This is a genomic window from uncultured Alistipes sp., assembly GCF_949296715.1.
In the GTDB taxonomy this organism is placed as follows: domain Bacteria; phylum Bacteroidota; class Bacteroidia; order Bacteroidales; family Rikenellaceae; genus Alistipes.
This window is the reverse complement of the sequence record NZ_CASFQD010000015.1, coordinates 39329-60961: the sequence shown is the minus strand read 5'-3', so window position 1 is coordinate 60961 and position 21633 is coordinate 39329. Positions and strand designations below refer to the sequence as shown.

Annotated in this window: 14 protein-coding genes; 13 read left to right on the top strand and 1 reads right to left on the bottom strand. The window is 62.5% G+C overall.

What is annotated here, in order from left to right; all coding sequences use genetic code 11:
- Nucleotides 1-63: 63 nt before the first annotated feature.
- The 6 genes from Q1Y33_RS02415 (at nt 64) to Q1Y33_RS02390 (ending at nt 8425) form a co-directional block, all read left to right on the top strand.
- On the top strand, nt 64-1752 hold the full coding sequence (locus Q1Y33_RS02415; RefSeq protein ID WP_300797904.1) for a peptide MFS transporter: 1689 nt from the start codon (nt 64-66) through the stop codon (nt 1750-1752).
- Between the two features lie 149 nt (nt 1753-1901).
- Nucleotides 1902-2531 carry a TetR/AcrR family transcriptional regulator gene (locus Q1Y33_RS02410; RefSeq protein ID WP_300797902.1) on the top strand — a complete coding sequence of 210 codons (630 nt, stop codon included), beginning with the start codon at nt 1902-1904 and terminating at the stop codon, nt 2529-2531.
- 19 nt (nt 2532-2550) lie between these two features.
- On the top strand, nt 2551-3879 hold the full coding sequence (locus Q1Y33_RS02405; protein WP_300797900.1) for a TolC family protein: 1329 nt from the start codon (nt 2551-2553) through the stop codon (nt 3877-3879).
- Nucleotides 3880-3904: 25 nt separating this feature from the next.
- On the top strand, nt 3905-4918 hold the full coding sequence (locus Q1Y33_RS02400; RefSeq protein ID WP_300797898.1) for an efflux RND transporter periplasmic adaptor subunit: 1014 nt from the start codon (nt 3905-3907) through the stop codon (nt 4916-4918).
- Between the two features lie 55 nt (nt 4919-4973).
- On the top strand, nt 4974-8117 hold the full coding sequence (locus Q1Y33_RS02395) for an efflux RND transporter permease subunit (protein ID WP_300797896.1): 3144 nt from the start codon (nt 4974-4976) through the stop codon (nt 8115-8117).
- A 14-nt stretch (nt 8118-8131) separates the two neighbouring features.
- Nucleotides 8132-8425: a PG0541 family transporter-associated protein gene (locus Q1Y33_RS02390; protein ID WP_300797894.1), complete on the top strand. Its 294-nt coding sequence runs from the start codon at nt 8132-8134 to the stop codon at nt 8423-8425.
- A 207-nt stretch (nt 8426-8632) separates the two neighbouring features.
- Here the strand turns inward: Q1Y33_RS02390 and Q1Y33_RS02385 are convergent, their stop codons facing one another.
- On the bottom strand, nt 8633-9886 hold the full coding sequence (locus Q1Y33_RS02385) for an AraC family transcriptional regulator (RefSeq protein WP_300797892.1): 1254 nt from the start codon (nt 9884-9886) through the stop codon (nt 8633-8635).
- 30 nt (nt 9887-9916) lie between these two features.
- On the opposite strand from Q1Y33_RS02385, the gene Q1Y33_RS02380 reads away from it, so the two are divergent.
- The 7 genes from Q1Y33_RS02380 (at nt 9917) to Q1Y33_RS02350 (ending at nt 21620) form a co-directional block, all read left to right on the top strand.
- Nucleotides 9917-10276: a hypothetical protein gene (locus Q1Y33_RS02380; RefSeq protein ID WP_300797890.1), complete on the top strand. Its 360-nt coding sequence runs from the start codon at nt 9917-9919 to the stop codon at nt 10274-10276.
- A gap of 10 nt (nt 10277-10286) precedes the next feature.
- Nucleotides 10287-11093: an MBL fold metallo-hydrolase gene (locus tag Q1Y33_RS02375; RefSeq protein WP_300797888.1), complete on the top strand. Its 807-nt coding sequence runs from the start codon at nt 10287-10289 to the stop codon at nt 11091-11093.
- 4 nt (nt 11094-11097) lie between these two features.
- A complete protein-coding gene (locus tag Q1Y33_RS02370) occupies nt 11098-11913 on the top strand; it encodes an SDR family oxidoreductase (protein ID WP_300797886.1) in 816 nt (271 codons plus the stop codon).
- Nucleotides 11914-12181: 268 nt separating this feature from the next.
- Complete coding sequence (locus Q1Y33_RS02365) at nt 12182-13372, top strand: glycoside hydrolase family 88 protein (protein ID WP_300797858.1); 1191 nt, start codon at nt 12182-12184, stop codon at nt 13370-13372.
- Between the two features lie 30 nt (nt 13373-13402).
- Nucleotides 13403-16321 carry a heparin-sulfate lyase HepC gene (gene hepC, locus Q1Y33_RS02360; RefSeq protein WP_300797856.1) on the top strand — a complete coding sequence of 973 codons (2919 nt, stop codon included), beginning with the start codon at nt 13403-13405 and terminating at the stop codon, nt 16319-16321.
- Between the two features lie 22 nt (nt 16322-16343).
- Nucleotides 16344-18443, top strand: coding sequence for a surface glycan-binding family protein (locus Q1Y33_RS02355; RefSeq protein ID WP_300797854.1), 2100 nt, complete (start codon nt 16344-16346; stop codon nt 18441-18443).
- A gap of 21 nt (nt 18444-18464) precedes the next feature.
- Nucleotides 18465-21620, top strand: coding sequence for a TonB-dependent receptor (locus Q1Y33_RS02350; protein WP_300797979.1), 3156 nt, complete (start codon nt 18465-18467; stop codon nt 21618-21620).
- The last annotated feature ends 13 nt before the right edge of the window (nt 21621-21633 follow it).

Here is a 21633-nt window from a genome sequence, read left to right as displayed (position 1 = left end):
CAAAATTTTTCTATATTTGTCCTCGAACTAAACCAGAATCACCTCTAAAACAAAAAAACAACTATGTTCAAAGGACAACCAAAAGGTTTGTACGCCCTCTCTCTCGCCAATACGGGTGAGCGTTTCGGGTACTACACGATGCTTGCGATCTTCACGCTCTTCCTGCAAGCGAAGTTCGGTTATACCGAAGCGGCCACCACCCAGATTTACGGCATCTTCCTCGCCGCGGTCTACTTCATGCCCTTCTTCGGCGGCATTCTGGCCGACAAGTTCGGCTTCGGCAAGATGGTCACGCTGGGTATTTTCGTGATGTTCGGCGGGTATGCGCTGCTCTCCATCCCGACGGGTCCGGGCTTTGCGGGCAAGGCGCTGATGTTCGGGGCACTGGCGCTCATCGCCTGCGGTACGGGCCTTTTCAAGGGTAACCTCCAGGTGCTCGTGGGCAACCTCTACGACGATCCGGCCTACCAGGCCAAGCGCGACAACGCCTTCTCGATCTTCTACATGGCGATCAACATCGGTGCGATGTTCGCGCCGTCGATGGCTACGTGGATCACCAACCACTTCCTCGCGCAGGACGGCCTGGTCTACAACGGTCAGATTCCGGCCCTCGCGCACCAGTACATGGAGCTGGGCGACAAGATGCCGGCCGAGCCGCTGGCCAAGCTCCAGGAACTGGCCGCGTCGATGGGTGCGTCGGCCGCCGATCTGGGCGAGTTCTCGCACCACTACATCGAGAAGCTCTCCGGCGCCTACAACATGGGCTTCGGCGTGGCGTGCATCTCGCTCGTCATCTCCTATCTGATCTATATAGGTTTCCGCAAGACCTTCAAGCATGCCGACGTGACGGCCAAACAGCAGGCTGCCGCCGCTTCGGCCGCCGGTGTCAAGGCCGCCGAGCTGACCCCCGCGCAGACCAAGTCGCGCATCACGGCCCTGATGCTCGTCTTCGCCGTGGTGATCTTCTTCTGGATGGCCTTCCACCAGAACGGCTCGACGATGACTTTTTTCGCCCGCGACTACACGACCTCCGAGGCCACGGGCGTCACGCGCATGGGTTTCGACATCTTCAACCTCGTGCTGGTGCTCGTCGGCGTCTACGGGCTGGTGGGCTTCTTCCAGTCGGACAAGGGACGCGGCAAGCTCATCAGCGCTGCCGCCGTGGCCGTGGCTGCGGGTGCGCTGATCTACCGCTACACGATCACGCCCGATCCGGTGCACATCCTGCCGCAGGAGTTCCAGCAGTTCAACCCCTTCTATGTCGTGGGTCTGACCCCGATCTCGGTGGCCATCTTCACGGCGCTCGCCCGCCGCGGCAAGGAGCCTTCGGCCCCGCGCAAGATCGGACTGGGCATGATCATCGCCGCCGGCGGCTTCCTCATTCTGACGATCGGCTCGCTGGGGCTGATGTCGCCCGCCGAGGTGAAGGCTGCCGGTGCCAGCGACATGTTCGTCTCGCAGAACTGGCTCATCTCGACCTACCTGGTGCTGACCTTCGCCGAGCTGCTCCTCTCGCCGATGGGTATCTCGTTCGTCTCGAAGGTGGCGCCCCCGAAGTACAAGGGCATGATGATGGGCTGCTGGTTCGCCGCCACGGCCATCGGCAACTACGCCACGTCGCTCATCGGCTACCTCTGGGGCAGCGGCATGGCGCTGTGGATGGTCTGGAGCGTGCTGATCGTGCTGTGCCTGCTCTCGGCGCTCTTCATCTTCTCGATCATGCGCAAGCTCGAAAACGCCACGGCCGCCTGACGTGCGCCGCGTGTGCCGAAAAGGCCCGGACGAGACATCGTCCGGGCCTTTTCGCGTGAATCGGGTCCCCGGACGAAATAAACTCGAAAACTTTTTTGGTTTTTTGGGTTTTATTCCTATATTTGTAACGCAACCAATCGATTCGGACCATGACACAGAAAGAACGGATTGTCGAACAGGCCATGCAGATGTTCGTGACGCAGGGAATCCGGGCCGTGCGCATGGATGACATCGCACAGCAGCTGGGCGTGTCGAAGCGGACGCTTTATGAGCTGTTCGGCGACAAGGAGGGGCTGCTCTATCAGGCCCTGACCTGCTATTTCGGCCATACGCGCCGGCGCCGCGAGCAGTTGAGCGCCGGGGCGGGCAACGTGCTCGAGGCCCTCTTCATGGTGCTGGCGGACGTGATGGACACGGCGGGGGAGACGGGCCGCATGTTCGACAACCTGCGGAAGTTCTACCCGGCGGTGTACGACCGCTGCATGAAGGAGGGCTTCATGAAGATGCGCGAGACGCTCCGCCGCATGCTCGGGGAGGGGATCGCCCAGGGGCTCTTCATCGACCGTTTCAACATCGACCTGGCCATCTCGGTGCTCTACTACACGGCTTCGGCCATCGTCACGCGCAAGGACCTGATCCTGCCCGAGGGGCTCTCCGAACGCGAGGTCTTCGTGCAGATCATCAGCAACTTCTTCCGCGGCATCTCGACGGCCCGGGGGCTGGAGCTCGTGGACGACTACCTGAAGCGCTACGATCCCGTGCACAAAGGGAAAATATGAAAGGATAACGACCGACGATATGAGAAAACTGATCTTGAGCCTGATGCTCCTCATCGGGGGGCCTGGCGCCGCGACGGCGCAGCTGCGGCTGACGCTGGCCGGTGCGCTCGACCTGGCGTTGAGCGAGAACCCCACGGTCCGCGTGGCGGAGATGGAGGTGGCGCGCTACGACTACGTGAAGCGCCAGACGTGGGGTGCGCTGCTGCCGCAGGTCTCGGTGAGCGGACAGCTCAACCACAACTTCATCGTGCAGCAGATGTCGAAGGGCTTTTCGCTCGGCAGCGACCCCTATACGACCGTAAGCGGTGCGGTGGACGCCTCGCTGCCGCTCTTCGCGCCGCAGGTCTACCGCATGCTCCGGCTCAACACCGCGCAGATGGCCTCGGCCGTCGAGGCGGCGCGGGCGTCGCGCATCGACCTTGTCGCCGAGGTCAAAAAGGCCTTCTACAACATCCTGCTGGCCGAGCAGTCGCTCGCCGTGCTGCACGAGTCGGAGGCGACCGTGCGCCGCACGGTCGAGGATACGCAGGTGCAGTACGACAACGGCCTGGCCTCGGAGTACGACCTGCTCACGGCCCAGGTGCAGTTGAGCAACCTGCGTCCGGCGATCCTCCAGACCGAGACCTCGATCCGGCTGGCGAAACTTATGCTCAAGATGTACCTCTCGATCCCCGGGGAGGTGGAGATCGAGGCGGTCGGGGAGCTCGACGCGCTGCGCGGCGAGGTGCTCGCCGGGACCGACGGCCTGACGGTCGACCTCGGGGAGAACTCCGACCTGCGGCAGCTCGAACTGCAGGAGGAGATGCTCCGCCTGCAACTACGGGCCGAGAATGCGGGCCGCCTGCCGACGCTTGCGGCCTTCGGCAACTTCACGCTCACGGGCAACAACATGGGTACGGTGAAGTTCGATATGGCGGGCGGCGGCATGTCGAGCGTCAAGGAGGGCTACTTCTGGCAGCATCCCCTCTATGCGGGGGTGCGGCTCTCGGTGCCGCTCTTCTCGGGGCTCGTGAAGGCCAACCGGGCGCGCGAGCTGCGCAACCAGATTGCGCAGCTGGGGCTCCAGCGCGACTATGCGCGGCAGCAGCTCGACGTGCAGGTGCGCTCGGCGCTCAACGACCTGATGACGGCGCGCGAGACGATGTTCGCGCAGGAGAAGACCGTCGAGCAGGCCCGCAAGGCCTACCGCATCTCCGACACGCGCTATCGCGCGGGAGCCGGCACGATTCTCGAGCTCAACTCGGCGCAGCTGGCGCAGACGCAGGCGCAGCTCAACTATTCGCAGGCCATCTACGACTACCTGTCGGCGAAGGCCGAGTACGACCGCATCATCGGGCGGGAACAGTGACGACGAAATGAAACTGCAAGATACCATGAAGCAAATCCTGATTCTGATTGCGGCGGCCGGGGTGCTGACCGCATGCGGGGGCCGGGGCGCCGCCGTTGCCGAGCAGACCGCCGCGGCGGTGCTGACGAAGTCCGTGGCTGCGGATCCGACGCCCGTGCGCCTGACGGAGGTCTTCACCTCGGAGATCGAACCCTTCCGCGAGAACGATATCACGCCGGCGGCCTCGGGCGTGCATATCGACCGCATCCTGGTCGACGTGGGCGACGCCGTGCGGGAGGGCGACCTGCTCGTGACGCTCGACCCGACGCAGTATACGCAGCAGCTCGTGCAGCTGCGCACGATCGAGGACGACTACAACCGCCTGCTGCCCGTCTACGAGGCGGGCGGCATCTCGGCGCAGCAGATTCAGCAGGCGCGGGCCCAGCTCGACGTGCAGCGCGAGGTGGTCGCCAACCTCAAGCGCAACATCGAGTACCGCTCGCCCCTGACGGGCGTGGTCACGGCGCGCAATGCCGAGGCCGGGGACCTGCTCACCGGGCAGCCGATTCTGCACGTGATGCAGATCGACCCGCTGAAGGTGCTGGTCAACATCTCGGAGCAGTACTATCCCGAGGTGAAGGTCGGCATGCCGGTCGACCTGCGGGTGGACATCTTCCCCGACGAGGAGTTCACCGGGACGGTGTCGCTGATCTACCCGGCGCTCGATGCCGCGACGCGCACCTTCCGGGTTGAGGTGCGCGTGCCCAACACGCGGGGGACGCTGCGTCCGGGCATGTACGCCCGCACGACCTTCGACATGGGGGAGAAGCCCGGCACGCTCGTTCCGGACGTTGCCATCCAGAAGCAGGTCGGCACGGCCGAGCGCTACCTCTACGTCATCGTCGGCGATACGGTGGCCGAGCGCCGTTCGGTGGAGGTCGGGCGGCAGATCGGCGACCGTGTGGACATCCTGCGGGGTGTCGCGCCGGGCGAGCAGGTCGCCACGACGGCGCTCTCGCGGCTCTATGACGGCGCTGCGGTCGAGGTGCTCGACGAATAACCCGCCCTCCGCTCACAAGTCGAAACGTAAAATGCGCCCGGGGCGCCCCTGATCCATGAAAATCTACGAAAGTGCCGTTCGCAAACCGATCTCCACGGTCCTGCTCTTCGTCGGCGTGATGGTCTTCGGACTCTTCTCGCTGTCGAGGCTCTCCGTGGACCAGTATCCCGAGATCGAGATACCCCAGATATCGGTCATCACGATGTATCCCGGCGCCAATGCCGCCGACATCGAGACCAACATCACGCGTGTGCTGGAGGACAACCTGAACACGGTGAACAACCTCAAGAAACTGACCTCCAAGTCGCAGGACAACGTCTCGCTCATCAACGTCGAGTTCGAGTACGGCTCCGACCTGAACGAGGGGGCCAACGAAATCCGCGACGTGGTCTCGCGCGTGCAGTCGATGCTGCCCGACGAGGTCGACTACCCGACGATTTTCAAGTTCTCGACCTCGATGATGCCGATTATGATGCTTGCCGTGACGGCCGAGGAGAGCTATCCTGCATTGAGCAAGATTCTCGACGACAAGCTGGTCAACGTCCTGAACCGCGTCGACGGCGTGGGCGCCGTGTCGGTCATCGGGGCGCCGGAGCGTGAGGTGCAGGTCAACGTCGACCCCACGAAGCTCGATGCCTACGGCCTCTCGGTCGAGCAGCTCGGGCAGATCATCGCCGCCGAGAACGTCAACATCCCGAGCGGCACGATCGACATCGGCAACAACACCTTCAACATCAAGGCCGACGGCGAGTTCGACCTTTCGGACGTGCTGCGCAAGGTCGTCGTCTCGAATGCCGGGGGGCGCACGGTGATGCTCACGGACGTGGCCGAGATCCGCGACACGCTCGAGAAGGCGACGATGGACGAACGCGTGAACGGCCAGCGGGGCGTGCGCGTGATGTTCCAGAAGCAGTCGGGCGCCAATACGGTGAACATCGTCCGCGAGATTCAGCGGCGCCTGCCCGCAATCCAGAAGTCGCTGCCCAAGGACGTGAAGATGGAGCTCATCTTCGAGGGATCGCAGGAGATCACCGACGCCATCCACTCGCTCTCGGAGACGGTGCTCTACGCCTTCATCTTCGTGGTGCTCGTCGTGATGGCTTTTCTCGGGCGGTGGCGCGCCACGCTGATTATCTGCATGACGATCCCCGTGTCGCTGATCTGCTCGTTCATCTACCTCTTCGCCACGGGCTCGACGATCAACATCATCTCGCTCTCGTCGCTCTCGATCGCCATCGGCATGGTCGTCGACGACGCCATCGTGGTGCTGGAGAACATCACCACCCACATCGAGCGGGGCTCGAGCCCGAAGGAGGCGGCCATCTACGCCACCAACGAGGTGTGGCTCTCGGTCATCGCCACGACGCTCGTGGTCGTCGCGGTGTTCCTGCCGCTGACGATGGTGCCGGGTATGGCGGGCATCCTCTTCCGCGAGCTGGGCTGGATCGTGACGATCGTGGTCTGCGTCTCGACGACCGCGGCCATCTCGCTCACCCCGATGATGTCGGCCTACATGCTCCGCAGCGAGGGCGGCGTGCACGACTACAGGGGGCTGGGTGTCATCTACAAGCCCGTCGACCGGGCGCTGACGTGGCTCGACGACGCCTATGCGCGGTCGCTCGACTGGGTCGTGCATCACCGCCGCATCTCGGTCTTCTCGATGATGGGGCTCTTCGTCGTCTCGCTGGGGCTCGTCACGCAGGTGCCCACGGAGTTTTTTCCGCCGTCGGACAACAACCGCATCGCGGCGACCGTGGAGCTCGAACAGAACATCTCCGTGGAGTACACCTCGCGCATCGCGCGGCAGATCGACAGCATCCTCTATGCGAAGTATCCCGAAGTCGTGCTCGTCTCGGCCTCGGCCGGAGCGAACTCCTCGGACAACGCCTTTGCGGCGATGCAGACCACCGGTTCGCACATCATCAACTACAACATCCGCCTGACGGACGTCGAGCAGCGCGGGCGGTCGATCTACGTGATTTCGGACCTGCTGCGCAAGGACCTCGACGGGATTCCCGAGATACGCCAGTACACGGTTACGCCCGGCGGCGCGATGGGCGGCATGGTGGGCGGTGCGGCCACGGTGGACATCAAGGTCTTCGGCTACGACATGGACCAGACGAACGCCATCGCGAACGACCTGAAGGAGAAGATGCGGACGCTTCCGGGCGTGCGCGACGTGAAGCTCTCGCGCGACGACCTGCGTCCGGAGTACAACGTCGTCTTCGACCGCGACCGCCTCTCCTATTACGGCATGAACAGCGCCACGGCGTCGCAGGCCGTGCGCAACCGCATCGACGGCCTCGTGGCGTCGAAGTACCGCGAGGACGGCGACGAGTACGACATCGTCGTGCGCTATGCCGAGCCGTTCCGCACGCGCATCGAGGATGTGGAGAACATCACGCTCTACAACGCGCAGGGCCGCCCCGTGAAGCTCCGCGAGGTGGGGCACGTGCAGGAGGAGTTCGCCGCGCCGGAGATCCAGCGCGAGAACCGCCAGCGTGTCATCTCCGTCGAGTCGTCGCTCGGGGCCGGTGTGGCGCTGGGCGACGTGGTGGCCGAGGCGCAGCGGCTCATCGACGGCTATGCCGTGCCGGACGGCGTCGATCTCGAGGTGGGCGGTACGGTCGAGGACCAGGGCGACGCCTTCTCCGACCTGGGCATGCTGCTCATCCTCATCATCCTGCTCGTCTACATCGTCATGGCCACGCAGTTCGAGTCGCTGAAGTTCCCCTTCATCATCATGTTCACCATCCCGTTCGCCTTCACGGGCGTCTTCCTGGCGCTGTGGATGACCTCCACGCCGCTGTCGCTCATCGCCCTGATCGGCGCCATCATGCTCGTGGGCATCGTCACGAAGAACGGCATCGTGATGGTCGACTACATGAACCTGCTCATCGAGCGCGGTTCGGGCGTTTTCGACGCCGTGATTGCCGGCGGCAGAAGCCGTCTGCGTCCGGTGCTCATGACCTCGTTCACGACGATTCTGGGCATGCTGCCGCTGGCCATCGGCACGGGCGCCGGGTCGGAGACGTGGCAGCCGATGGGCATTGCCGTAATCGGCGGCCTGACCTTCTCGACGATTCTGACGCTCTTCATCGTGCCGGCGCTCTATTCGATTCTGGTGAACCGCTCGCAGCGCAAGGCCCGTGAGAAGCAGGCGCGTCTCGCCGCGGCACAGGACACGGACAACCAATAAATGCAAGACAGACCATGAAAGCAGTATTTCTCTCCTATAACCAGGCTCTGACCGACCGGGTGAATGCCATTCTGGACCGGCAGGGCATCCGCGGTTTCACGCGCTGGGCGCTGACCGAGGGCCGCGGCTCGGTCGACGGCGAACCCCACTACGGAACGCACGCCTGGCCCTCGATGAACGCCTCGATTCTGGCCATCGTCGGCGATGAGCAGGTTGCGCCGCTGCTGGAGGCTTTCCGGGAGATGGACGCCGCCACCCGCATGCAGGGTTCGCGCGCCTTTGTCTGGAATATCGAGCAGGCGATGTGAGTGGCGTTGCGGCAGCGCGGAAGCCGGCGGTTCATTTCGGATGAGCCGCCGGCTTCCGTGTGCAGGAGGTGTGACGGGACCTGTGTGACGGGACCTGTGTGACGGGACCTGTGTGGCAGGACCGGTGTGGCGGGACCGATGTGACGGGACCGATGTGACGGGACCGATGTGACGGAACTGGTGTGGCGGGACCGGCCGGTCGGGTTGCTATTCGCTCGGGGCGAACGCCTCGGCCGCATCCGCTTCTCCGGTAGCCTCGGTTGCATCCGTCTTTCCGGCCGCTTCGGCGGCTCCGGAGGCGAGGCCTTCCGCTTCGCCGTGCGGCGCTTCGGCTGCGTGCTGCTCCTGCCATTTTTGGGGCGTCATGCCCTTTTCCCGGGCGAAGGCCCGGTAGAAGGTCGTGGTGCTGCCGAAGCCCGAGAGCAGGGCCAGCTCGTCGATCTTGTAGTTCCGTTCGGTCATCAGCTGCACGGCGTGCTCCACGCGGCGGCGGTTGATGTAGTCGCGGAAGGAGAGCCCCAACTCGTTGTTGAAGAACTGCGAGAGGTGCGTGCGGTTGGTCCCGCATTCGGCGGCCAGGTCCACGATCGTCAGCCCCGGGTTGAGGTAGAGCTGCCGCGTCCCGATGGCCTCGTCGACCTGTCGGCGCAGGTTTTCGATCCGTTCGTTCTTCTCCGAGATGTTCTCCTCGGACTGCGGCTCCGCGGCGGGCTGCGACTGCCAGTAGTTGAGGATGATCTTCGGGATGCGGTACTGCATGATGCAGCTGTATAGCAGGGCCCAGACGCTCAATGACATGGCGAACGTGAAGACGATGTAGACGCCCGATATCGTGAACGAGATGATGCCGACGTAGGAGATCAGGTAGAAGGCCAGAATGCCCGACATCCAGCGCATCCAGCGCAGGTGGATGCGTTCGGTGAAGGAGTATGCCTGGGCGATCTGCTCGGCGTAGAGCAGCGAGAAGCGGACGATGCGGATGAATGCGAAGAGGCAGTATCCGGCGGCGTAGACCGTGTAGAGGAGCAGCACGGTGGGCTGTACGGCGGGCAGGTCATCGACGAGCGACTCCATCGATTCGTAGACCGTGCGCGGCTGGAAGCAGAGCGTCAGGGCATAGATGCCTCCGAGCAGCAGGAAGGGGGCGAGCAGCCGCAGGGCGTAGCGCAAGTCGATTCGTCCGGGCATGACCAGCTCGAAGAAGAAGAGCGACAGCAGCGGCACCGTGAAGAGGTCCGGAAAGGTGAAGGCGGGGCCGAGCACCTCGTAGTTGTAGAAGGGGATGAAGTTGCAGAAGAACTCCTTGACCTGGATCAGGGCCATCCACCCCATGCAGATGGCAAAGAGCAGGTGGGGCTTCGAATTGGTCCTGCGGGCATAGCCCGCCACGCGGATGCAACCCGCCAGGAAGAACATGAGCGACGCCCCGTTGAGAAAATATGTCAGTGCATAGCGATACATCAATAACAAGGTACGAAAAAAATACCGAAAATGAAAATTTTTTTCGCTCCGGGTCTCTCCGGCCGGGGAGATGCGGGCGTCCGCCGGGCCCTGAAAAAAACGGAATGCGGATCGCAACTTCCAGGCGCAGAAAGTATTGCGATTCCGCATCCGTCGGATGGACGTCGCACGGATCGGGACGTCCGGATGGGTTTGTTTTTTGATGGGTGGAACGGTTGCGGGTGTTGCCCCGCTTCCGTACTGCAAAATTATCCGGACGGAGCCTTTCCGATCTCTCAAAACGTATATTTGCGGTTGCAAAAGGTACATAAGACGCTTCCGGCACCGGTCGACACCCCCTTTGCGGTGATTCTTCCGCCCGGCGGTGCGCCGTTGCCATATTTTTATTAAATTTGCCGCCATGAGACTCACATTTCTGGGAACCGGTACTTCGCAGGGCGTGCCCGTCATCGGCTGCCGCTGCGGGGTCTGTGCGTCGCCCGACCCCCGGGACCGGCGCCTGCGCACCTCGGCCATGGTCGAGACGCGCGGCGTGCGGCTGGTCATCGACGCCGGGCCCGATTTCCGCTACCAGATGCTCCGCGCCGGCGTGCGGCACATCGACGGCATCCTGCTGACGCACGAGCACAAGGACCACATCGGCGGTCTGGACGACGTGCGGGCCTTCAATTTCGTTGACTACCCGCCGACGATCCACCGCGTGGACATCTATGCCGCGCCGCGGACGCTGGCGTGCGTGCGCAAGGATTTCGACTACGCCTTCGAGCAGGACAAGTACCGCGGGGCTCCCGAGATCGAACTGCACGAGATCGACACGGAGCGGCCGTTCACGGTCTGCGGGGTGGAGGTCGTGCCCGTGTCGGGCCGCCACTCGGAGCGGTTCACCGTGACGGGCTACCGCATCGGGCCGCTGGCCTACCTGACCGATTTCAAGACGATCGCCGATGCCGAGGTGGAGAAGCTCGCCGGGGTGGACACCCTGGTGGTCAACGCCCTGCGTTTCAAGGAGCATCCGTCGCATTTCAATGTGGCCGAGGCCCTGGCGCTCATCCGCCGCGTTGCGCCGCGTGCGGCCTACCTCACGCACATGTCCCACGAAATCGGGCTGCACGCCGCGACGGAGCCGACGATGCCTCCGGGCGTCCGGCTCGCCTGGGACGGCTTGAGCGTGGAGGTCGGCGGCCGGGAGGAGGAAAATTCAATCTGACACAATGAAAACACTCAAGGAGAAGGTGATCGTGATCACCGGCGCTTCGTCGGGTATCGGCGAGGCAATGGCCCGGGTCTACGCCGCGGAGGGCGCCCGGGTGGTGCTGGGCGCGCGCAGCGTGCAGAAGTTGCAGCTCATCGCGGGGGATATCCGCTCGCGGGGCGGTCAGGCCGTCTACTGCGGCGTGGACGTTACGGTACCCGAGGAGTGCCGCGCGCTCATCGACACGGCCGTGCGCGAATACGGGCGCATCGACGTGCTGATCTGCAATGCGGGGCTCTCGATGCGTGCGATCTTCGACGACGTGGACCTTTCGGTGTTGCACCGGCTCATGGACGTGAATTTCTGGGGCGCGGTCAACTGCTGCAAGTATGCGCTGCCGTATCTGCAGGCGACGAAGGGCTCGATCGTCGGCATCTCGTCGGTGGCGGGACTGCACGGACTGCCCGGCCGCACGGGTTATTCGGCCTCGAAGTACGCCATGACGGGCTTCCTGGAGACGCTGCGCATCGAGAACCTCAAGAAGGGACTGCACGTGATGATCGCCTGCCCGGGCTTCACGGCGTCGAACGTCCGCTTCTCGGCCCTCACGGCCGACGGGTCGCAGCAGGGCGAGACGCCGCGTGACGAGTCGAAGATGATGACGGCCGAGCAGGTGGCCCGCATCGTGGGGCGCGGCATCCTGCGCCGCAAGCGCCTCTGCCTGATGGAGGCCGAGGGGCGCGCGACCCATTTCGTCAAGAAGTTCGCCCCGGCGTTCCTCGACCGGATGTTCTACTGGGTGATGTCCAAAGAGCCGGATTCACCCTTCAAATAACGGTCCGCCGGATACTTTTTCCGCCGCCGAGCGCGGGGGAATCGCACGTGGAGGTGCGGTTCCCCCGCGTTTTGTTGTTTGTACGGACCCCCCGTCACAGGGCCCTCGGAGGCCCGTTTTGGACAAATTCAATATTTGTCTGCACAAAATCGAAGCCTTTTTGAGCGGTTTTGAAAATCAATTATGTAATTCTCGGCCTCTCTCCGGCAGCCTTTCGATATTTTTGTATTGCGATAAAATGTCTAACCTGAACTAATACCGAAACCGAATGAGAAAAAATCTGCTTCCGACTCTCGGCCTGCTGGCCTTTTTCGCCCTGGCCTCCTGCACCGCAGACCGTGATCCGAAAGTCGCCGCCGTGAAACGCGGCATCGACTGCGCGCGTTTCCAGCTCGAACAGGCCGCAGCCGAATTCGACACCCTCCCGGGCTTCCCGCGTTCGCTGATGCCCAAATTCAAGTGCATCGACGCCAAGGACTGGACCAGCGGCTTCTTCCCCGGCTCGCTGTGGCTCTGCTACGGGCTGACGGGCGACGAGACGCTCCATGCCGCCGCGCGCAAGTATACCGAACGGCTGGAGGGAATACAATATTATAAGGGGACGCACGACCTGGGCTTCATGGTCTTCTGCAGCTTCGGCAACCAGCAGCTCATCGAGCACGACGCCCACTCGGCCGAGGTGATCGTCGAGGCCGCCAACAGCCTCATCTCGCGCTGCGACCCGGCCATCGGCCTGATCCGCTCGTGGGACTTCGGCGAGTGGAACTACCCGGTCATCATCGACAACATGATGAACCTGGAGATGCTCTTCTGGGCCTCGAAGCACACCGGAGACCCGAAATACCGCGACGTGGCCGTGCGTCATGCCGACATCACGATGAAAAACCACTTCCGCGAGGACTGCAGTTCGTACCATGTCGTGAGCTACAACGACGACGGCACGGTCGAGAGCCAGGGCACGTTCCAGGGCTATTCGGACTCGTCGGCCTGGGCGCGCGGCCAGGCGTGGGGCCTCTACGGCTATACGATGTGCTACCGTGAGACGGGCGATCGCAGGTATCTCGACCATGCCGAGCGCATCGCCGCCTTCATTATGAACCATCCCGCCACGCCCGAGGACCGCATTCCCTACTGGGACTACAATGCGCCGGACATCCCCGCGGCTCCGCGCGACGCTTCGGCCGCAGCCGTCATGTCGTCGGCACTCTTCGAACTCTCGACGCTCGTTCCCGAGGGGCAAAAGTACTTCGATTATGCCGAGACGCTCCTGATGAACCTCTCGTCGGACGCCTACCTCGCGCAGAAGGGAACCAACGGCGGTTTCATCCTGATGCACAGCGTCGGCCACCTGCCCGCCAACAGCGAGATCGACACGCCGCTCAATTATGCGGACTACTACTACCTCGAGGCGCTGGGCCGCTACCTGAAGCTCCGGGGGCTCGACCCGCAGCAACTCTGATTATCAGTCAACAACCTAAACCAATAGCTTATGAAACGAATCTTTACGAAGATTCCGGTACTTTGTCTTGTCATTGCCGTCCCGTTCTTCACGGGGTGTCTGAGCGATGACCTGATGGGGGCCGGCGGGAGCACGACTACGGAGACAACCGAGACTGCCACTCCCGACAACAGTGTGATCGATGCCCGGGTGTTCGAGGCGCTGGACCTCTCCAAGCCGGGACTCTCCGCCGTGAAGTCCTACTACGAATCGGGCCAGTACTACCTGGCCGCCCAGGCGCTGCTGGAGTACTACCGCAGCCGCACGGACGTCGTCAACGGCAACGTCAACCTCATCGCGCCGACGATCACGGCCGAGGAGCAGGCGTGGGCCGACTATGCGACCGACGGCGAATACCGCTTCTATGTCGAGGGCTACATGGACGGCGACAAACCCTACTCCTATGCCGTTTCGGGCAAGCTGGACTGGACGGCCCAGTCGGCCGACGCCGAACAGCACTACCGCGTGCACCGCTTCCAGTGGATGGCGCCCCAGGGCAAGGCCTACCGCACGTCGCTCGATGAAAAGTACTTCACGGCCTGGGCGAATGTCTATTCGGACTGGCTGGCCAAGTATCCCCGTCCGACGGGCAACATCGACTACGACGGCGATCCCGCTTCGCAGCCCGTCGAGGCCGACCAGGTCGAGATGCTCTATGCGTGGCGCCCGATCGACGTGGCCTACCGTCTGGAGGACCAGTGCGACCTGCTCTACTACTTCATGCAGTCGGCCTCCTTCACGCCGCAGCTCTTCTCGTCGTTCCTCTCGAACGTCGCCGAGCAGGCCGCGCATGTCATGGACAACTATTCGGAGGATGCCGACCTGAAGGCCCGCGAGGCCCATGCGGTCTTCCGCGCCGGTACGATCTTCCCCGAGATGAAGAATGCCGCCGCGTGGGTCGAGAGCGGCTCGGGATCGATGAACCAGGGTATCGACGCCTCGGTCTTCGAGGTGCTGGACCTCGATTACAGCGGTCTGTCGAAGGTGAAGCGGGCCTATGACTCGGGCGACTACTACATGGCGCTCGACGAACTGTTGAGCTACTACCGCTCCCGCACGCACGGCCTGAACCCCAATGTCGACCTTGCGAACACGGCGCCGACGGCCGCCGAGCAGAACTGGGCCGACTACGCGCTCAAGGAGAACGGCTACCGCTTCTATGTCAAGAACTTCTTTGAGGATGCCGATGCGCAGATTCCGTACTCGTACCTCAAGGACGACGGCATCGACTGGACCTACTGGCCGTCGCGCGATCAGGAGCAGCGCTACCAGCTGCACCGCTTCCAGTGGATGGTTCCGCAGGCCAAGACCTACTATGCGACGGGCGACGAGAAGTACGTGCAGAACTGGATCGAGGTCTACGGCGACTGGCTGCGTCAGAATCCCAAGGCCGACATCGACCTTGATTATACGACCTATCCCGAGAACCTGCCCGAGCAGTACCGCAATGCGGGCTGGTCGTGGCGTCCGCTCGACGTGGCGGCGCGCATGTACGACCAGTGCGCCCTGCTGGAGTACTACCAGCAGTCGGAGTCGATCACGGCCGAGTGGCTGGCTACGGTTTACTACCACCTCGACGAGCAGATCAACCACATCGTCAAGAACTACTCGACGACCTCGAACCACCTCATCACGCAGGCCCAGGCCGTGACCTATGCCGGCGTGCTCTTCCCCGAGCTGAAGAACTCGGCGTCGTGGGTCGACAGCGGTTCGGGCGTGCTCAACCGCGAGGTGACGGCACAGTACTTCCCCGACGGCTGGCTCATGGACGGTGACCTGCACTACCACATTTCGAGCATCGAGGATTTCCGCTCGGCGATGCTGCTTGCACAGGTCAACAACCAGGCCGACCGCTTCCCGGCAAGCTACGTCGAGGCGATGCGCAACATGACCGACGTGGTCATGAACATGATCTATCCCGACTATACGGTGCCCAACATGGCCGACACGCGCCGCAACACGTGGACCAAGAGCGTGCTGACGCGCAACCTGAACAACTACTACAACCTCTTCCCCGAGAACCAGCAGATGCTGTGGATGGCCACTTCGGGAGCACAGGGCACGATGCCCGACACGAAGGTCAAGACCTTCCCCGACGGCGGTTACTACGTGATGCGCACGGGCTGGACGATGGACAACATGATGATGGTGCTCCAGAACACGCCCGACGACCCGTCGGAGAAGTGGCACCGCCAGTACGACAACAATACGTTCGAACTGTGGGTCAAGGGACGCAACTTCTTCCCCGATTCGGGCTGCTATACCTACGGAGGCAACTCCTCGTCCAACGCCCAGCGCCGCAAGTATGCCGCATCGACGGCACACAATACGCTGACGCTCAACGGTGAGAACGTCTGGGGCGACGGCCGCATGCTCAAGCAGGAGTCGAAGTCCACGTCGACGTTCGCCTACGAGGTGCTCGTCCTGGAGAACCCGTCGTATTCCGGCCTGACGCACCGCCGCACGGTCTTCATGGTTGATGACAAGTTCTATGTGCTGCTCGACGAGGCCCGCGGCACGGCCGAGGGTACCCTCAACCTGAACTTCAACATCACCGAAGGCTCCGACGCACAGGTCGTGCTCGACGAGCAGGAGGGCGGATTCCACACCGAGTTCGCCGACGGCAACAACCTCCTCGTGCGCACGGCGACGGGCAAAACCGCCTCGCAGTTCAAGAGCATGGAGGGCTTCGTCTCCTATCAGACCGACACCTCTTCGGAGCGTCAGGCCTACCAGATCAATGTCGAGAAGGCGGCTTCGGACGACGTGGTGCGCTTCGCCACGCTGCTGCTGCCCACGGCCGACGCTTCGGCCGAGGAGTGCGCCATGTCGATCGAGGCCGAGACCTCGGGTGCGACGGTGCGCGTGACGGTCGGCGGCAAGACCTACAAGCTCACCTATACGCTGTAACCTCAAAACTCCCTGAATACCTATGAAATCAATGTTTCGAAACATGTGCTTCGCAGCGCTGGCCCTCCTGTGTGTGACGGGCTTCACGGCCTGCGAAAACGATGATACGTCGAGCGGCGGCCTGCAACTGTTCTATCCCACGGTCGTCGACATCGGCCCCTCGATGAATTTCGTCTCGGGTACGCCCACCTACAAGGGTCCCGCGCCCTCGGCTTTCGCCGTGGCGGGCGTCACGCTCGATGACACGGCCGTGGAGACCGGCTGCTTCTCGATCAATGCCGAGAGCGGCGTGGTCACCATCTCCGATACGGACAACCTCACCCCCGGCGTCTACAAGCTGACGCTGACGTGCGTGGCCGGCGGCCGGAATTACCGTTTCAAGGATATCTTCGTCGTGCAGATGGCACCGTCGACGCCCGAGGCGATCGAGGTGAGCTCCGCGACGCTCGAAATCCCCTATGCCGAACTGGCCTCGACGGAGGCTTCGGTGACGGTCAAACCCGTCGGTGAGTCGGTCTCGATCGTCAACTACTCGCTCGTGCAGACCGAAGGCTGCGAATACTTCACCATCTCGAAGGAGGGCGTCATTACCTATAACCGCACCTTCGACGGCGAGGTCATGCCGGGCAACTATCCCCTCGGGATCAAGATCGAGACCTATGCCGGTTCGATGACCTATTCGGACCTGCTGACGGCTCGCATCACGAGCGAACCGCTCGAGGTGCGCTATCCCTCGGCTGCGGGCCGCATGGAGTACAACATGGCATTCCAGAGCACGGCGCCGACGCTGAAGGGCTCGCCCGAAGAGGTGGCCTGGGCCGTCAAGAGCGTCGAGCCCGAGACGGACAAGATACGGATCGACCCGGCGACGGGCGTGATCTCGGTGGAGGCCGGCAACGAACTGCCCATCGACGACGTCTATACGGTCAATCTGACGGTGAGCAACAGCTACGGCTCGACCGACTTCGATGCGGCCTACAAGCTGACCGTCATCGCCTACATCGCGCCGATCGAGGCGTCGACGTTCGCCTACGATCCCGTCGAGGCGATCCAGGGCGGCGAATTCAAGGCGTCGAAGAAGGCCGGATTCGTCGGTGACGAGGTGACCTTCTCGCTGGGCGACCTGCCCGCCGAACTGCAAGGGCAGCTCTCGATTGACGCCGTGACGGGCGACATCTCCGCCGCGAAGGGCCACTCGATTCCGATTGGCACGTTCGAGGTGCCGGTCAAGGCGGCGAACACGAAGGGCGAGGCCGAGACGACGCTTTCGCTCACGGTCAAGGAGAATCCCTACTATTTCACGACAATCCACTACGGCAACAACCTCGGTCTGTCGCCCGCGGAGAACTATGCAAGCCAGTACCGCTGCGCCACGGCCGACGAACTGACGTCGCTCAGGCTCATGCCGACGACCGACGCCAAGCCCGGTACGGAGCTCACGTGGTCGATCAAGATCAAGCACCAGTGCAAGAACTCGACGATCGACAGCTCGACCGGCGAACTCTCGCCCGCGGGCTTCAATGCCAAGAACGGCGGTCTGATTCTCGTGACGGCCACGGCCGGCAAGGGCAAGGTCGGCGAAACGTCGGTGACGGTGCCCGTCTTCTTCTCGTTCGCACAGACGGTCAGCGGTGTGACGATCCACTACACGCCGTTCGTCTTCCAGGTGAACCCGCGCCGCGGCGGCACGTCGGTGGCTCCCGTTGTGACGGGTGTCGAGCCTGCGATGTTCCTGATGGACTACCGCCGCACGTTCAACTACTACAACTTCAACGGTCCCGACTCGCACGTTGACGGACAGCCGAGTGTTGCCGGCAGCTTCATGAACCAGATGTGGACCGCGTACTACACGAGCGTCGGTTCCGCAACTGTCAACACCGGATCGAAAGACCCCGTATCGTACTACTCCAACTCGTCGCGTCTGGGTTCGGCCCTGCTTTACGTCGACCCGACCACCAAGTCGGTCGTAGTCAACGCCAACAAGTGGATCGACGCGAACAACGTGGCGGCCAACGGCGCCTTCCTGGGTCAGATGACCTATGTGACCGACGGCAACCAGGGCGGTGTCAACGGCGGAACGCAGGTCTTCCCGCTCTGGATCTGGTTCGATGAGAAATTTTAAACCTAACTGAACATGAGACTTATGAAATATATGATGAACCGGGCCTTGGGCTTGAGAGGGGTATTCGCCCTTCTCGCCCTGGTCGTGGCCTTCACGGCATCGGCCCAGAACAGGATAACGGGTAAGGTCGTCGACGAGAACGACCAGCCCGCCATCGGAGCCAACGTCGTGGTCAAGGGTACGACACAGGGTGTCTCGACCGACATCAACGGAAAGTACACGCTTTCGGTGCAGAAGGGTGCGGTGCTCGTCTTCTCCTACCTGGGCTACAAGCCCCAGGAGGTGAAGGTCTCGACGCAGACGGCCATCGACATCAAGCTCGAGCCCGAGGCGAACGTCATGGACGAGATCGTCGTCGTGGGTTACGGTGCGCAGCGGCGCAGCGACCTGACGGGTTCCGTCTCCTCGGTGTCGGCCAAGGATGTCGAGGGCTTCAAGTCGGGTTCGGTGATGGAGGCCCTCGGCGGCCAGATCGCCGGTGTGCAGATTACCGCGACGGACGGTACTCCGGGTGCCGGTTTCGACATCAAGGTGCGCGGTGTGGGCTCGGTCAACGGTGACACCTCGCCGCTCTACATCGTCGACGGTTTCCAGGTCGACAACATCGACTACATCGCCAATTCCGACATTCAGTCGATCGAGGTGCTGAAGGACGCCTCCTCGTCGGCCATCTACGGATCGCGCGCCGCCAACGGCGTCGTGATGGTGACCACGAAGTCCGGCAAGAAGGGCCGTCCGGTCGTTTCGTACAACGGTTCGGCCAGCTACCGCGAGATTTCCAAGACGCTCGACCTGCTCTCGCCCTATGAGTTCGTCAAGTTGCAGACCGAGGCGTGGCCCGACAAGTTCTCGACGACCTACTACCGTGCGGGCAACGACGAGGACGGCAATCCCTACCGCTACCAGTCGCTCGACGACTACATCGGCGTCGGCGGCGTCGACTGGCAGAGCGAGACGTTCCGCCCGACGTGGTCGCAGGATCACAACATCTCGATCTCGGGCGGTTCGGACAAGACGACCTACGCATTCTCCTTCTCGGACTACCTCGAGAACGGTATCTTCCGCAACAGCGGCTTCAACAAGATCACCGGCAAGATGCGCATTACGCACCAGGTGTCGAAGTGGCTCACCGTGGACGCCACGGTCAACTACGCCAATACCGACAAGCGCGGTATGGGTACGTCGGGTGACAACGGACGTTTCAACATCCTGGGCCAGATTCTGCGTTACCGTCCCACGGGCGGTCTGCGCATGACCGACGAGGAGCTGCTCCATTCGGCGATCGACCCCCTGGAGCTCGAGTCCTCGGAGTCGCTCTCGCAGGTGAACCCCATCACGCAGGCCGAGTCGGTGGTCGACACGCGCAAGGCCGAGATGTGGTCGGGCAACGTGGCCCTGAACTTCAAACTCGGCAAGGGCTGGACCTTCAAGACGGCCGGTACGTACAATACGACCAATACGCGCTACTACAAGTTCTACATGACCGGATCGAAGGAGGCCTACCGCAACGGCCAGACCCCCTACGGCTCGACGCAGGTGACGCGCAATGTCCGCTGGACGAACTACAACTACCTGACCTACAAGTACTCGCGCAAGAATGGCCACGCCTTTGACGTGATGCTCGGACAGGAGACCGCCTACCAGGGCTCGGAATACGTGCTGGCCGGAGCCACCGACTTCCCGTTCGACAACCTGGGCAACTACAACCTCGGACTGGGCGCCACGCCGAGCACGGCCGATTCGGACCGCTCGGAGAAGATGCTCGTCTCGTTCTTCGCCCGCGGTAACTACAACTACAAGGACCGCTACCTCTTCACGGCGACGATCCGTGCGGACGGTTCGACAGTCTTCTCGAAGAACAACAAGTGGGGTTACTTCCCCTCGTTCTCGGCCGCATGGCGCGTTTCGGAGGAGAAGTTCATGAAACAGCAGGAGGTCATCTCCAACCTCAAGCTGCGTGCCGGATGGGGTATGGTGGGTAACGACCGCATCACCAACTACCTCTCGATGGAGCTCTATTCGCAGGGCAAGTACGGCTACGGCAACAACGTCATCACGGTGCTGTCGCCCAAGCAGCTGGCCAACGAGGACATCAAGTGGGAGGCTTCGCAGAGTACGAACGTCGGTGTGGACCTGGGTCTGTTCAACAACCGCCTGAACGTCACGGCCGACTTCTTCCTCAAGGACACGAAGGACCTGCTCATGGCGGCGAACCTGCCCTACGTGACGGGCTTCGCGTCGCAGTGGCAGAACGTCGGCAAGATCCGCAACAAGGGTATCGAGCTGGCGATCAACACGACGAACATCGCCTCGCGCAGCGGCTTCCGCTGGACGACGGACCTGAACATCTCGTTCATCCGCAACGAACTGCGTGAACTGGCCGACAACGCGAAGGAGATGCAGACCTCGGCCAGCTGGAACAGCGAGTATTCGGGTTACGACTACACGGCCCGCATCGGGCAGTCGCTGGGTCTGATCTACGGCTACGTCTTCGACGGCGTTTACCAGACCTCGGATTTCAACGTCAACGCCGCCACGGGCGAGTATGTGCTGAAGGAGGGTGTGGCCGATATCTCGGACCATGCCGGTGTTGCCGTTGAGCCGGGTATGGTCAAGTACAAGGATGTCGACGGCGACGGCGTCATCACGACCAAGGACCGCACCGTCATCGGCAACGGTACGCCGAAATGGTACGGCGGTATCACCAATACGTTGTCCTACAAGGGTGTCGATTTCAGCTTCATGTTCCAGTTCAACTACGGCAACGACGTCTACAACGCCACGCGCATGTATGCATCGCAGACGCAGGACCAGCGTTCGAACATGATGGCCGAGATCGCCGACCGCTGGACGCCGACCAACGCCTCGAACAAGGTGCCGGCATGGGACGGCTATGTCAAGAACGAGCTCTATTCGCGCTTCATCGAGGATGGTTCGTTCCTGCGACTGAAGAACATGACGCTGGGATACACCTTCCCGCAGCAGTGGACGCGCAAGTTCTACGTCTCGAAGCTGCGCATCTACTTCACGGCCCAGAACCTCTTTGTCGTGACGGGCTATTCGGGCTACGATCCCGAGGTGAGCATGCGTGCCTCGAACCCGATGACGCCGTCGCTCGACTGGGGTGCCTATCCGAAGAGCAAAGTCTATACGTTTGGTGTCGATCTGACCTTCTAAACCGCTAACAATC